This is a genomic window from Kribbella antiqua (genome assembly GCF_004345665.1).
Classification (GTDB): Bacteria; Actinomycetota; Actinomycetes; order Propionibacteriales; family Kribbellaceae; genus Kribbella; species Kribbella antiqua.
On the sequence record NZ_SLWR01000011.1, the window covers coordinates 376,130 to 387,404 of the forward strand.

Annotated in this window: 13 protein-coding genes and 1 pseudogene; 5 read left to right on the forward strand and 9 right to left on the reverse strand. The window is 67.6% G+C overall.

All coding sequences use genetic code 11. From position 1 onward, the window contains the following. The first annotated feature begins 42 nt into the window (after positions 1-42). Positions 43-789: an SDR family NAD(P)-dependent oxidoreductase gene (locus tag EV646_RS30085; protein ID WP_132154527.1), complete on the forward strand. Its 747-nt coding sequence runs from the start codon at positions 43-45 to the stop codon at positions 787-789. Positions 790-817: 28 nt separating this feature from the next. Here the strand turns inward: EV646_RS30085 and EV646_RS30090 are convergent, their stop codons facing one another. Together EV646_RS30090 and EV646_RS30095 are read right to left on the reverse strand one after the other, a co-directional pair. Continuing rightward, complete coding sequence (locus EV646_RS30090; RefSeq protein WP_132154529.1) at positions 818-1,675, reverse strand: nucleotidyl transferase AbiEii/AbiGii toxin family protein; 858 nt, start codon at positions 1,673-1,675, stop codon at positions 818-820. Next, positions 1,672-2,259: a type IV toxin-antitoxin system AbiEi family antitoxin domain-containing protein gene (locus EV646_RS30095; RefSeq protein WP_132154531.1), complete on the reverse strand. Its 588-nt coding sequence runs from the start codon at positions 2,257-2,259 to the stop codon at positions 1,672-1,674. Before EV646_RS30095 ends, EV646_RS30090 begins: the two co-directional genes overlap by 4 nt. Positions 2,260-2,489: 230 nt before the next feature. Between EV646_RS30095 and typA the strand changes: the two genes are divergently transcribed. Continuing rightward, complete coding sequence (gene typA, locus EV646_RS30100; RefSeq protein ID WP_132154533.1) at positions 2,490-4,355, forward strand: translational GTPase TypA; 1,866 nt, start codon at positions 2,490-2,492, stop codon at positions 4,353-4,355. A 203-nt stretch (positions 4,356-4,558) separates the two neighbouring features. Continuing rightward, entirely contained in the window at positions 4,559-5,107 is a 549-nt protein-coding gene (locus EV646_RS30105) for a L,D-transpeptidase (protein WP_132154535.1), read from the forward strand. A gap of 31 nt (positions 5,108-5,138) precedes the next feature. Here the strand turns inward: EV646_RS30105 and EV646_RS30110 are convergent, their stop codons facing one another. Then, positions 5,139-5,642 carry a macro domain-containing protein gene (locus EV646_RS30110; protein ID WP_132154537.1) on the reverse strand — a complete coding sequence of 168 codons (504 nt, stop codon included), beginning with the start codon at positions 5,640-5,642 and terminating at the stop codon, positions 5,139-5,141. Between the two features lie 93 nt (positions 5,643-5,735). Between EV646_RS30110 and EV646_RS30115 the strand changes: the two genes are divergently transcribed. Beyond that, positions 5,736-6,536: a L,D-transpeptidase family protein gene (locus EV646_RS30115; protein ID WP_241996412.1), complete on the forward strand. Its 801-nt coding sequence runs from the start codon at positions 5,736-5,738 to the stop codon at positions 6,534-6,536. A 1-nt stretch (position 6,537) separates the two neighbouring features. Here EV646_RS30115 and EV646_RS30120 read toward each other — a convergent pair whose 3' ends face one another. From EV646_RS30120 to ygfZ, 5 genes are all read right to left on the reverse strand, one after another. Next, entirely contained in the window at positions 6,538-6,888 is a 351-nt protein-coding gene (locus EV646_RS30120) for a DUF2516 family protein (RefSeq protein ID WP_132154539.1), read from the reverse strand. 140 nt (positions 6,889-7,028) lie between these two features. Beyond that, complete coding sequence (locus EV646_RS30125) at positions 7,029-7,550, reverse strand: hypothetical protein (protein ID WP_132154541.1); 522 nt, start codon at positions 7,548-7,550, stop codon at positions 7,029-7,031. A 52-nt stretch (positions 7,551-7,602) separates the two neighbouring features. Continuing rightward, positions 7,603-8,070, reverse strand: a complete 468-nt coding sequence (locus EV646_RS30130; protein WP_132154543.1) for a helix-turn-helix domain-containing protein — start codon at positions 8,068-8,070, stop codon at positions 7,603-7,605. A 73-nt stretch (positions 8,071-8,143) separates the two neighbouring features. Next, on the reverse strand, positions 8,144-9,100 hold the full coding sequence (locus EV646_RS30135) for an asparaginase (protein ID WP_132154545.1): 957 nt from the start codon (positions 9,098-9,100) through the stop codon (positions 8,144-8,146). Positions 9,101-9,146: 46 nt separating this feature from the next. After that, positions 9,147-10,139 (reverse strand): CAF17-like 4Fe-4S cluster assembly/insertion protein YgfZ, encoded by a 993-nt coding sequence (gene ygfZ / locus EV646_RS30140; RefSeq protein WP_132154547.1) that lies wholly within the window; start codon positions 10,137-10,139, stop codon positions 9,147-9,149. A gap of 110 nt (positions 10,140-10,249) precedes the next feature. Here ygfZ and EV646_RS30145 point away from each other — a divergent pair, with 110 nt between their 5' ends. Further along, entirely contained in the window at positions 10,250-11,071 is an 822-nt protein-coding gene (locus EV646_RS30145; protein WP_132154549.1) for an LLM class flavin-dependent oxidoreductase, read from the forward strand. Between the two features lie 60 nt (positions 11,072-11,131). Here EV646_RS30145 and EV646_RS41050 read toward each other — a convergent pair. Further along, a pseudogene (locus EV646_RS41050) lies at positions 11,132-11,275 on the reverse strand (IS30 family transposase); the annotation flags it as partial.

Below are 11,275 nucleotides of genomic sequence, written 5' to 3' on the forward strand. Positions count from 1 at the left end.
ACAGCCAGTCGTCCCGTCCGGTCGGTTTGGGAGACTCGGGGTATGACTTCCAATCGTCCTCTTGCTGTAGTGACCGGAGCTAGCAGTGGGATCGGGGCCGCGTCGGCGCGGCACCTGGCCCGGGAGGGGTTCGAGGTGATCGCCGCGGCCCGCCGGCTGGACCGGATCGAGGCGCTGGCGAAGGAGATCGACGGGCGGGCCGTGCAGTGCGACGTGACGTCTGCCGACGACGTCGCCGCACTGACCGAAGCGGTCGGTGACCGGCTGGAACTCCTGGTGAACAACGCCGGCGGCGCGTTCGGGTTCGAGCCGGTCGCCGAGGCCGATCTGGATGCCTGGCGACGGATGTACGAGGTGAACGTGATCGGCGTCGCGGCCGTGACGAAGTCGTTGCTCCCGGCACTCATCGCCGGCCGCGGCACGATCATCGTGATGGGCTCCACCGCGGGTCAGGTCGCCTACGAAGGCGGCGGCGGGTACGTCGCCGCCAAACACGCCGCCAAGGCCGTCGTCGACACCCTCCGCCTGGAGCTCTACGACCAGCCGGTCCGGGTCGCCGAGATCGCCCCCGGCATGGTCCGCAGCGAGGGATTCGCGCTGACCCGCTTCGAAGGCGACCAGGACAAGGCCGATGCCGTGTACGCCGGAGTCGCCGAACCCCTCACCTCCGACGACATCGCCGACATCGTCAGCTGGATCGCCACCCGCCCACCCCACGTCAACATCGACCGCCTCACCGTCCGCCCCCGAGCCCAAGCCGCCCAACACAAGGTCCACCGCGTGCTCTAGCTGGCACGACACAGCCTGTAGGTCGTACTCACTCCGTAAGAACACGGTCAGCAAAGGCAGCCACGACCTGGACGAGATCGGCAAAGTCTTCGGGCAGGTCGTGACCGCTCAGGCCAAGACCGGCGCGATAGGCGGCGTAGGCGCCGGATCTCAACGCCACCAGCCCGGATGTCACCTCGCTCAGTGGGCGCACCGCCGTGCCTCGGAATGCGGCCGTGGCCCGGACAGCCTCGCGGACCACGTCGTCATCGAGCTCCCGGCTGGTGATCAGCGTGTAGATGTCGGCGTAGTCGCGCACCCTGGTGTTCGCCGCTCCGAGTGCCACGGCGGTGGAGAGCTTCTCCGCGATCAGGGTCTCGACCGGATAGCCCAGCACCCGAATCGCGTCGACCCCGGGCCGCAAGGCAGGCACCTCGACGATCTGCGGTCCGGGCGTCACGGGATCACCGAAGTTGACGTCCAGCCGTAGCTTGACCGCCGCCGTTGCGATCCTCGCGGTCATACCGACCCGAATCCCGGCGTACAACGCATCGTCTCGAATGACGCTGGTGGTCACGGTTCCCAGGAGATATTCGACGCCTCCGTCGGGATCGGGCAGGGACGCTATCTCCGCGACCCGGGCCGCGACGGTCCGCTCGTCTCCCGGCATGTTTTGAGCGAGAGCATCCGCGTCCGCGGTCGGGCGCCGTCGGCCGTACGCCGCCAGCAGCATGCCGCCTTTGAGGATGAAGTCGTCCAGGCGGCTGGATCTGCTCAATCGCGCCAGCCAGCGTTCTACGACGTACAAGGTCAGCAGCTCCTGCGTTCCTCGGCCTTCCCGCCGGGCGCGGTTCTGCAGGTCGAGGTACGCACGTCCGCCGGGATCGTCCCGGGTCGGCTTGCTCATCCAGCGCTCGCGATATCCACTGCACGACGGACAGGCCCGTAGACGTCGAGTGCGTCGGCGTACTCCAGCAGAGAAGCCGGTTTCGCCCCGCGCCGCTTCAAGTACCGCTGTAACGCCGCATGCGCCAGTGGTTCGCCGAAGCGATGGCGCAGTCGCATCAGGTCCACAACCGTGCGAGCCGCGTCGTAGATACGCACCCACTCGCCCGGGGCTGCCTCCATTCGCGACAGCCCGACCTCGAACCTCGCCTCGTCAAAGCGGAACGCGGCTGTCGGCGGATAGTCGATCCGCGGCGCTCGAGAACGACCTGGTACGGCGATCTGCACGGCGACGGGCAACTCGTCGGTCAACTCGTGCACGACCGCAGCGGAAACACAGCAGATGATCGCCACCGGCGACCGGTGTGCGATCGCCAGGAAGTCGGGATACGACGGCAAGGGCGCGTCGGCGCGCCGATACACACCCCTGGAGAGCTGGAGGACCTGCCCTGTGTCCAGCCAGGCGTAGAGATCACGCGGATGGACGCCCTGGACCCGGGCAACACGCGTGGTGAACGTGTTCGGCAACTCCCCAACCTCCTTCATGGATAAAAGTGTTACACGGTCTTGCCACTCGTGCGACATATTGATCCAGAATCCCGGCGCATGTCCAACCCGTTGTCCACAGCCCACCTCGAGACGCGATCGGAAGTCGCCGGTTTCGGGGATGCGCTGTATGGCCGGTAGGATGGCGAGGCTGCGCCCTGTGTCGAGTGGCACGTGTTACTGCCGTAGCCACCGCCTGAAACCCGTCGAATTGCTTGGAGCGCTTCCCCATGCCTGTCCGTAACGACCTGCGCAATGTCGCGATCGTGGCCCACGTCGACCACGGGAAGACCACTCTGGTCGACGCGATGCTGTGGCAGTCCGGCGCCTTCGGGGCGCATCAGCACGTGGACGAGCGGGCGATGGACTCCGGCGACCTGGAACGTGAGAAGGGCATCACGATCCTGGCCAAGAACACCGCCGTCCGGCACAAGATGGCCAACGGCGAGCAGGTCACCATCAACATCATCGACACCCCCGGCCACGCCGACTTCGGCGGTGAGGTCGAGCGCGGCCTGTCGATGGTGGACGCGATCGTCCTGCTGGTGGACGCCTCCGAAGGTCCTCTGCCGCAGACCCGGTTCGTGCTGCGCAAGGCGCTGGCCCGGAAGATGCCGGTGATCCTGGTGGTGAACAAGGTGGACCGCCCGGACGCCCGGATCTCCGAGGTCGTCGACGAGACGTACGAGCTGTTCCTCGACCTGCTGGACCACGACGCGGACCAGTCCGCGCTCGACTTCCCGGTCGTGTACGCGTCCGCCCGGGCCGGCCGCGCGTCGCTGACCCAGCCCGCCGACGGCGGCATGCCGGAGTCCGACGACCTCGAGCCGCTGTTCGAGACGATCCTCGAGAACGTGCCGGCTCCGACGTACGTCGAAGACGCGCCGCTGCAGGCACATGTCACCAACCTCGACGCCTCGCCGTTCCTCGGCCGGCTCGCCCTGGTCCGCGTGCACGAAGGCACGCTGAAAAAGGGCGCGCAGGTCGCCTGGTGCAAGCACGACGGCACCGTCGACCGGGTGAAGATCACCGAACTGCTGGTCACCGAGGCGCTCGAGCGGGTGCCGGGCGACTCGGCCGGACCGGGCGACATCGTCGCGATCGCGGGCATCCCGGAGATCATGATCGGCGACACCCTCGCCGACCCGGAGAACCCGAAGCCGCTGCCGCTGATCACCGTCGACGAGCCGGCCATCTCGATGACGATCGGCACCAACACGTCCCCGCTGGCCGGACGCGCCAAGGGCACCAAGGTCACCGCCCGGCTGGTCAAGGACCGGCTGGACAAGGAACTCGTCGGCAACGTGTCCATCCGGGTGCTGCCGACCGAGCGGCCGGACGCCTGGGAGGTGCAGGGCCGTGGTGAGCTGGCGCTGGCCATCCTGGTCGAGCAGATGCGCCGCGAGGGCTACGAGCTGACCGTCGGCAAGCCGCAGGTGGTCACCCGCGAGATCGACGGCAAGCGGCACGAGCCAGTCGAGCGGCTGACCATCGACTGCCCCGAGGAGTACCTCGGCACCGTCACCCAGCTGCTCGCGGTCCGCAAGGGCCGGATGGAGCAGATGACCAACCACGGCACCGGCTGGGTCCGGATGGAGTTCCTGGTCCCGGCCCGCGGCCTGATCGGGTTCCGGACCGAGTTCCTCACCGACACCCGTGGTACCGGTATCGCGCACCACGTGTTCGAGGGCTACGAGCCGTGGTTCGGTGAGCTGCGCACCCGGCCGAGCGGTTCGCTGGTGGCCGACCGCGCCGGCGCCGCGACGTCGTACGCGATGATCAACCTGCAGGAGCGCGGCACGCTGTTCGTCGAGCCGACGACCGAGGTGTACGAGGGGATGATCGTCGGCGAGAACTCGCGCAGCGACGACATGGACGTGAACATCACCAAGGAAAAGAAGATGACCAACGTCCGGTCGTCCACCGCCGACGAGTTCGAGAAGCTCGTGCCGGCCCGCAAGCTCTCGCTCGAGCAGTCGCTGGAGTTCTGCCGCGAGGACGAGTGCGTCGAGGTCACCCCGGACGCGATTCGGATGCGGAAGGTCGCGCTCACGCAGGTCGAGCGGTCGAAGCTCGGTCGCAAGAACAAGGGCTGAATTGCCACCGAGCTTGGGAAAACCTGGCAGCCAGAGCACGAAGTGGAAACGGTCCGTCGGAGAGTTCGGACCGAAGTACAGCGGTGTGATACACCATTCCTCGGCGGTCTACGGGGGAAGAAAGTTCCGGATCGTTACCAACCAGACGTCATGCGCTGACGTCTGTCATGTGGAAGCAAATCGTTGGGGGAAGGACAAGGAACATGGGCATTCTGCGTAAGCTCGGCGCCGCCGTCACGGCCGCTGCGTTCGTGGGCGTCGGCGCGCTGACCGGCACCACGGCGGCCGAGGCCGCGACGGTGACGCCGACGGCCGTCGTCGTGCCGCAGAAGGCGACTGCGACGGCCAGTGCCAGCACGCTGGTGAAGGGCAAACTGCGGATCGACAAGCGCTGCATGAAGGGCCGGGTGCTGTGCATCAACAAGCGCACCCGCAAGCTGGTGTTCATGGTGAACGGCAAGCCCGCGGCGATCGCGGACGCCCGCTTCGGCGCTCGCAGCACGCCGACCCGGCAGGGCACGTTCAAGGTCTACCGCAAGTCGAAGAACCACGTGTCCAGCCTGTACAAGTCGCCGATGCCGTACGCGATGTTCTTCAGCGGCGGCCAGGCGGTGCACTACTCGGCCGACTTCAAGGCCCGCGGCTACAGCGGCGCCTCGCACGGCTGCGTGAACATCCGGGACAAGAAGAAGATCGCCTGGATCTTCGCCCGGGTCCACATCGGTGACAAGGTCATCGTGTACAACGCCTGAAACACCAAGTGATCAGCGGCCGGGGAAGGCTTCACTCTCCGGCCGCTGTTGCTTTCTGGAAAGCCTTGTAGAGCCGGGGGTCCACCAGACAGAAGGTGGCCGTCGTGACGTCGGTCGCCGTACCACGAAGAGCCTGTACGGCGATGTCCGCGGCGGACTGGGCCGGCCAGCCGTAGATCCCGGCCGAGACCGCTGGTAGCGCGAGAGTCTTGACGCCGAGCTCGTCCGCGATCCGCAACGCGTTGCGGTAGCAGGACTCCAGCAGCGCCGGATCCCGTTGACCCACGGTGTAGTTCGGCCCGACCACATGGATCACGTACGACGCCGGGAGTGCACCGGCCGTCGTCCAAACCGCCGTACCGGTTGGGGCTCCGTTCGGATAGCGCTCGATCAACTCGTCGAGGATCTCCCGCCCACCGGCTCGGTGGATCGCGCCGTCCACGCCACCGCCACCGCGGAGCGCGTGATGAGCCGCATTGACGATCGCGTCCGCGGGCACAGTGGTGATGTCAGCGGTGCTGAGAACGATGTCCATGCGCAGTTCCTCCGGTACCCTGATACGCCAACCAAATGACCCGTGAGGACGTCCTACCAGTGTAGGAACGGGGTCTGCTCAAAGGGGTGTCCGATGCGTCGGCTGATCATTCGCAAGATGGTGACCGGACTGGTCGTGGGCACCAGCATTGCTGCACTCCTCAGTTTCGGAACGAACGCGACCGCGACGCCCCGGGCGACCACCGACCTCAAGACCGTGCCGTTCGAGGTCAGCGGCGAGCTGCCGATCTACCCGAAAGCCCTGTGGCGGAACGGGTCCAGCGGTACGGCGGTCCGCAAGGTCGAGGCGCGGCTGGTCCAGCTGAAGCTGCTCGACAAGCGCTGGCTGGACAACTCGTACGGCACCATGACCCGGTCCGCGGTGAAGAAGTTCCAGAAATCCAAGGGCATTCCACCGCTCGGGTACGTCGACCAGAACACCTACGACAAGCTCGTCGCGGTCACCCACGAGCCGACCCAGACCGAGCTGTACCCGCCGCCGCCGGTGGTCAACGGCAAGCGACTGGACCCGCGCTGCGCGACCGGCGTCGTACTGTGCATCGACAAGAGCACGCGCAAGCTGCGGTACGTCGTCGACGGCAAGGTGCTGATGTCGCTGGACGTGCGGTTCGGCGCGGTCAAGACGGCGACCCGCGAGGGCAGCTTCACGGTCGGCTGGAAGAGCCGCAACCACGTGTCCAAGCTGTACGACTCCCCGATGCCGTACGCGATGTTCTTCAGCGGCGGCCAGGCGGTGCACTACTCGTCCGACTTCGCGGCCCGCGGCTACAACGGCGCCTCGCACGGCTGCGTCAACGTGCGCGACCTGGGGAAGATCAAGATCCTGTTCGACCAGATCCAGGTCGGCGACAAGGTGATCGTCTACCGGTCGTGAGTCAGAGCGGGCGCGGACCCCGGCGCCGGCGGATGCCCCAGCCACCCCGGCCGCGGCCGGCGGCGGCACGCAGCGCCGGCCGGGCGTCGACGAGGTAAACGGCGGCAGCGACGATGCCGATCAGGCCGAAGAAGCTCAGCCAGCCCTGGAAGATCTGACTCAGCGTGAACACGGCCAGGATCAGCACCCAGCCGGGCTTGGTCAGCTTGTCCGCCGCGACGAACACCGCCCGCGGCCGGAACGCCGCATCGAGCAGCGCGACCAGTTTGAGTCCGAGCAGCACCCACCAGATGATCTCGAGCGGACCTGCGAACCCCGGGAACAGGTTCGGGAACGTGGCGAGTGGGAGCATGCATTAGAGCCTAACCGAAAGACCGGGCGGCCCACCTCTGCTCACCGCAGATTGTGGGCCGCCCGCTTCGATGATTCACCCAGAAGTGGGGTTGTTGTCACCCTCTGTGCGCGGCAGGAGCCACGCACAGAGGGTGGTGCTCAGTCGCCGACCTTGGTGGCGGCGTCGGCAGCGGCCTTGGTGGCCGTCTTCGCCGTCTTGCGGGCGCTGGTCGCGGTCGACTTGACGCTGCGGGACGCGGTCTCGGCGGCCTTCTTGGCGGTGGTCCGGGTCGCCTTGGCCTTGCTCACCGTGCTCTTGGCCTGGGTGACCAGGTCCTCGGTGGCCTTCTGGCTGCGGATCCGCTCGACCAGGTCCTTGCCGCGACCGGCGAGGTCCTCGTAGGTCTCCTCGGCCTGGCCGAGGACGGTGGTGAAACCGGCCTGCGCGACGGCGGGCAGCTCACGCAGCTTGGCCGGAGCGGTCTTCGCGTCGGCGACGATCGCCTCGAACCGCTTGCTGAGCTCGGACTGCGCCTTGGTCAGCTCGGTCTGCAGGGCCTTCTGGTCCAGCTTGGCGAACCGGGCGGTGACGTCTTCGCTGACCGCGCGGAACTTCTCCACGGCCAGGTCGCCGGCGCCGGCGATCGCGTAGAACGGGGTGACGGGCGTACGGGTAGCCATCAGGCTTCTCCTCGGGATGTTTTCAGCAGGCTGTGTTGTCAGCAGGATGGGATTACTTGGTGCGCTTTGTTGCAGGGGTCTTCTTGGCCGCCGGTTTCGGGGCAGCCGGCCTGGCAGGCTCCGGCTTCCCGGCGGCATCGTCGTCGGACGTGTTCTCACGGACGAAGGACGCGTAGACGTCCAGCAGCACACGCTTCTGCCGCTCGTTCAGCGCAGGATCGAGCAGTACGGCGTCGACCACGCCCGACGGCCGGGCGCCGTCGGAACTGTCGTCCGGATCGAGGATGCCGGCCCGTACGTACAGGGTCTCCGCGGAGATCCGCAATGCCTTCGCGAGCTGCTGCAGCACATCGGCCGACGGTTTCCGCAGGCCGCGCTCGATCTGGCTGAGGTACGGGTTCGACACTCCGGCCAGGTCGGACAGCTGCCGCAACGACAACTGCGCATGCCGCCGCTGCTCGGCGAGGTACTCCCCGAGGGAGCCCACCGCCCCAGCCGCACGATCACTCAACCTGGCCATGCGTCCAGTGTGCTAGCAACGTGCTTGCAATTGCAAGCAGCAGCACCGTGAGCCCGCTCACGCGGGGTGGCGACTAGCTGAAAGTCGAAGGATGCGGCTGTACGGCGCCGACCTCGACGCCACCCCCGAGGAGCGGGAAGCGAGACTGCTGGTCGAGCACCTCGTGCTCCAGACCGAGCTTCTTCAGTACGGCGGCCATCACCACCGCACGGGCTCGCGGCGTACCGTCCTCGACCTTGAGCGCGATACCGCGGCCGTCCTCGAGGCCCACGGCGTACACGCTCTCGGCGCCCACCTTGCAGAACAGGCCCGGGATCGCCCGCATGAGTGCGGGCTCGTCGCGCATACTCCCGCTGGCGTACTCGGGGTACTCCCGGAAGGCGTCCTTCACCCGAGCCTCGAGCGTGCCCGGTGCCGCCGCCGCGAACAGACCGAACGATCGCGCCAGGCCGGCCAGGCTGATCGCGAGGATCGGGGCGCCGCACCCGTCCACGGCGACGTACGAAACCTTCTCGCCGGCGGTGTCCTCGACCGCGGTCCGGATCGCCTGCTGCAGTGGATGATCCGGCTCACGGTAGGTCTCGATCGGCCAGTCGTTGAGCACCGAAGTCAGCAGCATCGCCGCGTGCTTGCCCGAGCAGTTCATCGTGATCCGCTCTGGGCCGTGGCCCGCGCGTACCCAGGCATCACGGACGGCATCCTCGACCGGGTAAGCCGGCGGAGTCTGCAGTGCCGACTCGTCCAGCTTCGCCAGCGCGAGGATCTCGCGTACGCCGTCCAGGTGGAACTGCTCGCCGGAGTGGGACGCGCCCGCGAGCGACAGCAGCTTGCCGTCCAGGGGCAGACCGTTGCGGAGCATGCCGAGAGCCTGCATCGGCTTGTTCGAAGAGCGCGGGAACATCGGCTGGTCCACCACGCCGACGGACCACTCGACGCCGCCGTCGGGGTTGGTCACCACGACAGAGCCACGGTGGTGGCCCTCCACGAAGCCGCTGCGGACGACGTCGGCCAGGATCACAGGTTCGGTCACGGCTGAACTGTACAGGTGCAAAATGCTCTGTTGCGAATGATTCGGCTCACAGCCGGGAGCGAACGTGCAGCCCTACCTCGGGGTCAACCAGGATCTCCTGCGACGCCGTCACCGTCGGCTGATCCTCCGCCACCACTTCGAGTACGGCGGAGGGGTCCACGTTCCGCTTGATCAGCGCCAGCGCGATCGGCCCGTACTCGTGATGCCGCGCCGCCGATCCGACGAACCCGACCTGCTTGTCCCCCGCCCGTACGGCGTACCCGTGCGCCGGCAGATGGTCCACCGACCCGTCCAGATGCAGCCGCACGAGCCGGCGCGGCGGACGGCCGAGGTTGTGCACCCGCGCCACCGTCTCCTGACCGCGGTAGCAACCCTTGTCCAGATGTACGCCGACGCCTAGCCAGCCCACCTCGTTCGGAATCGCGCGCTCGTCGGTGTCCAACCCGAACCGAGGCGAGCCCGCCTCGATCCGGAGCGCCTCATAGGCCCAGATCCCGGCGACCGGGCCCTCCAGCCCAGCCAGCTCGGCCCGCGGCAGGAAGACCTCATGACCGCCCAGCGAGTCCTCGCCACTGCGGGTCAACAGGTCACCCTTAGCAGGCCCGGGCCGCCAGATGATCGCGTAGTCGTCCGTCACATCCTTGATCTCGACGCGGGACATGAACACCATCTTCTGCAGCCACTCAACCAGCGCCGCGGCCGCGCCCGGCTCAGTGTGCAGCCAGAACGTCTCGCCGTCGTCGACGCCGTACATCACATGCTCGATGTGTCCGGTCGGCGACAGCAGCAGTGCGGTGGTCGACGTACCGGGCTTGAGGCCTTCGAAGTACTGCGTCGTGATCGCGTGCAGCCAGGTCAGCCGGTCGGGACCGCTGATCGTGACCACCTCGCGGTGCGACAGGTCGACGAACGCCTCCCCCGCGACCAAGGCCCGCTGCTCCCGCAGATCGGACCCATAGTGGGCGGCGACCCCGCCGTCGACTCCGTCGGCCTCGACCGCGCCGGGCCGGTCCAGCAGTGGGCTGCGCTTCCGTGACATGTCACCAGAGTACGTCGAGCGGTGTACGGCGAACGCCTCCCTCGGTGGGATGTGGACACCACCGCCGGAAGACAGCCTGGAGGTATCAACTTTTGAGAGGAGCAACGGCGATGAGCGACAGGCGATTCCGGTTCGGCGTGGTGGGCAGCCCGACCACCGCGGAGGAGTGGACCACGACCGTACGACGGGCGGCCGACCTCGGGTACACGTCCGTGTTGATGCCAGACGGGCTGCAGCTGCCGTCGCCGTTCGTCTCGCTGGCAGTGGCCGCGACGGTCGCGGACATCCGGGTCGGCACGTTCGTGGCCGCGGCTCCGTTGCGCACGCCCCGGCAAGCCGCGTGGGACGCGCATACGCTGACTGTCCTCACCGACGGCCGATTCGACTTCGGCATCGGCACCGGGCGGCCGGCGGTCGAGCAGCAGACGGCCGAGATCGGGCTGCCGTTCGGGTCGGCGCGGGAACGGCGCGACCAGGTCCGCGCGACGCTGGACATCCTCGAGCAGCTCGACGGCGATCGTCGTACGCCGATCATGCTGGCGGCGGGTGGACCACGGGCGCTCGCACTCGCGGCGGCGCGCGCCGACATCGTCTCGATCGCCAAGGACGCGATGACGCCTCGGGCCGAGATCGCCCAGCTGGTGCGGGAGTTGCGCGAGCTGGCCGGGCCGCGGGCCGACGACATCGAGCTGGCGATGAACCTGTTCGCAGCCGGCACGCGCGAGCTACCGCCGTGGACCCACCGGGCGGCCGGGGTGTCGCCGGAGGAACTCGAGGCGAGCGACTCGGTGATGATGCTGCGCGGCACACCTCAGCAGATGATCGACGAACTCCAGCGCCGCCGCGACGAGTTCGGCACGACGTACATCACCGTCAACAGCACCTACCTCGAAGACCTCGCCCCGGCAGTCCAAAAACTCGCAGGCAGCTAGCCCAACCCCGCTGGGGCCTGCCCCATTTGGCTGGTTGACCCACCAAGTTGTGGGGCGGATTCACGCGGTGGTTGCAACACCGGGTGGTTTTGACTGGTCGGATAGTAGTTTGTCGAGGGCTTCGGCGGGGGTGCGCCAGTGGAGGCGTTTGCGGGGCCGGTTGTTGAGTTCGGCGGCGACTTTGTCGAGGTAGCCGGGGCCCCA

Coding starts and splice junctions, on each gene's coding strand:
- EV646_RS30110 (WP_132154537.1), bottom strand. CDS start 5,642: ATGGACATCGTTCTCAGCACCGCTGACATCACCACTGTGCCCGCGGAC.
- EV646_RS30105 (WP_132154535.1), top strand. CDS start 4,559: ATGGGCATTCTGCGTAAGCTCGGCGCCGCCGTCACGGCCGCTGCGTTC.
- EV646_RS30120 (WP_132154539.1), bottom strand. CDS start 6,888: ATGCTCCCACTCGCCACGTTCCCGAACCTGTTCCCGGGGTTCGCAGGT.
- EV646_RS30085 (WP_132154527.1), top strand. CDS start 43: ATGACTTCCAATCGTCCTCTTGCTGTAGTGACCGGAGCTAGCAGTGGG.
- EV646_RS30095 (WP_132154531.1), bottom strand. CDS start 2,259: ATGAAGGAGGTTGGGGAGTTGCCGAACACGTTCACCACGCGTGTTGCC.
- ygfZ (WP_132154547.1), bottom strand. CDS start 10,139: ATGTCACGGAAGCGCAGCCCACTGCTGGACCGGCCCGGCGCGGTCGAG.
- EV646_RS30130 (WP_132154543.1), bottom strand. CDS start 8,070: ATGGCCAGGTTGAGTGATCGTGCGGCTGGGGCGGTGGGCTCCCTCGGG.
- EV646_RS30125 (WP_132154541.1), bottom strand. CDS start 7,550: ATGGCTACCCGTACGCCCGTCACCCCGTTCTACGCGATCGCCGGCGCC.
- EV646_RS30145 (WP_132154549.1), top strand. CDS start 10,250: ATGAGCGACAGGCGATTCCGGTTCGGCGTGGTGGGCAGCCCGACCACC.
- EV646_RS30090 (WP_132154529.1), bottom strand. CDS start 1,675: ATGAGCAAGCCGACCCGGGACGATCCCGGCGGACGTGCGTACCTCGAC.
- typA (WP_132154533.1), top strand. CDS start 2,490: ATGCCTGTCCGTAACGACCTGCGCAATGTCGCGATCGTGGCCCACGTC.
- EV646_RS30115 (WP_241996412.1), top strand. CDS start 5,736: ATGCGTCGGCTGATCATTCGCAAGATGGTGACCGGACTGGTCGTGGGC.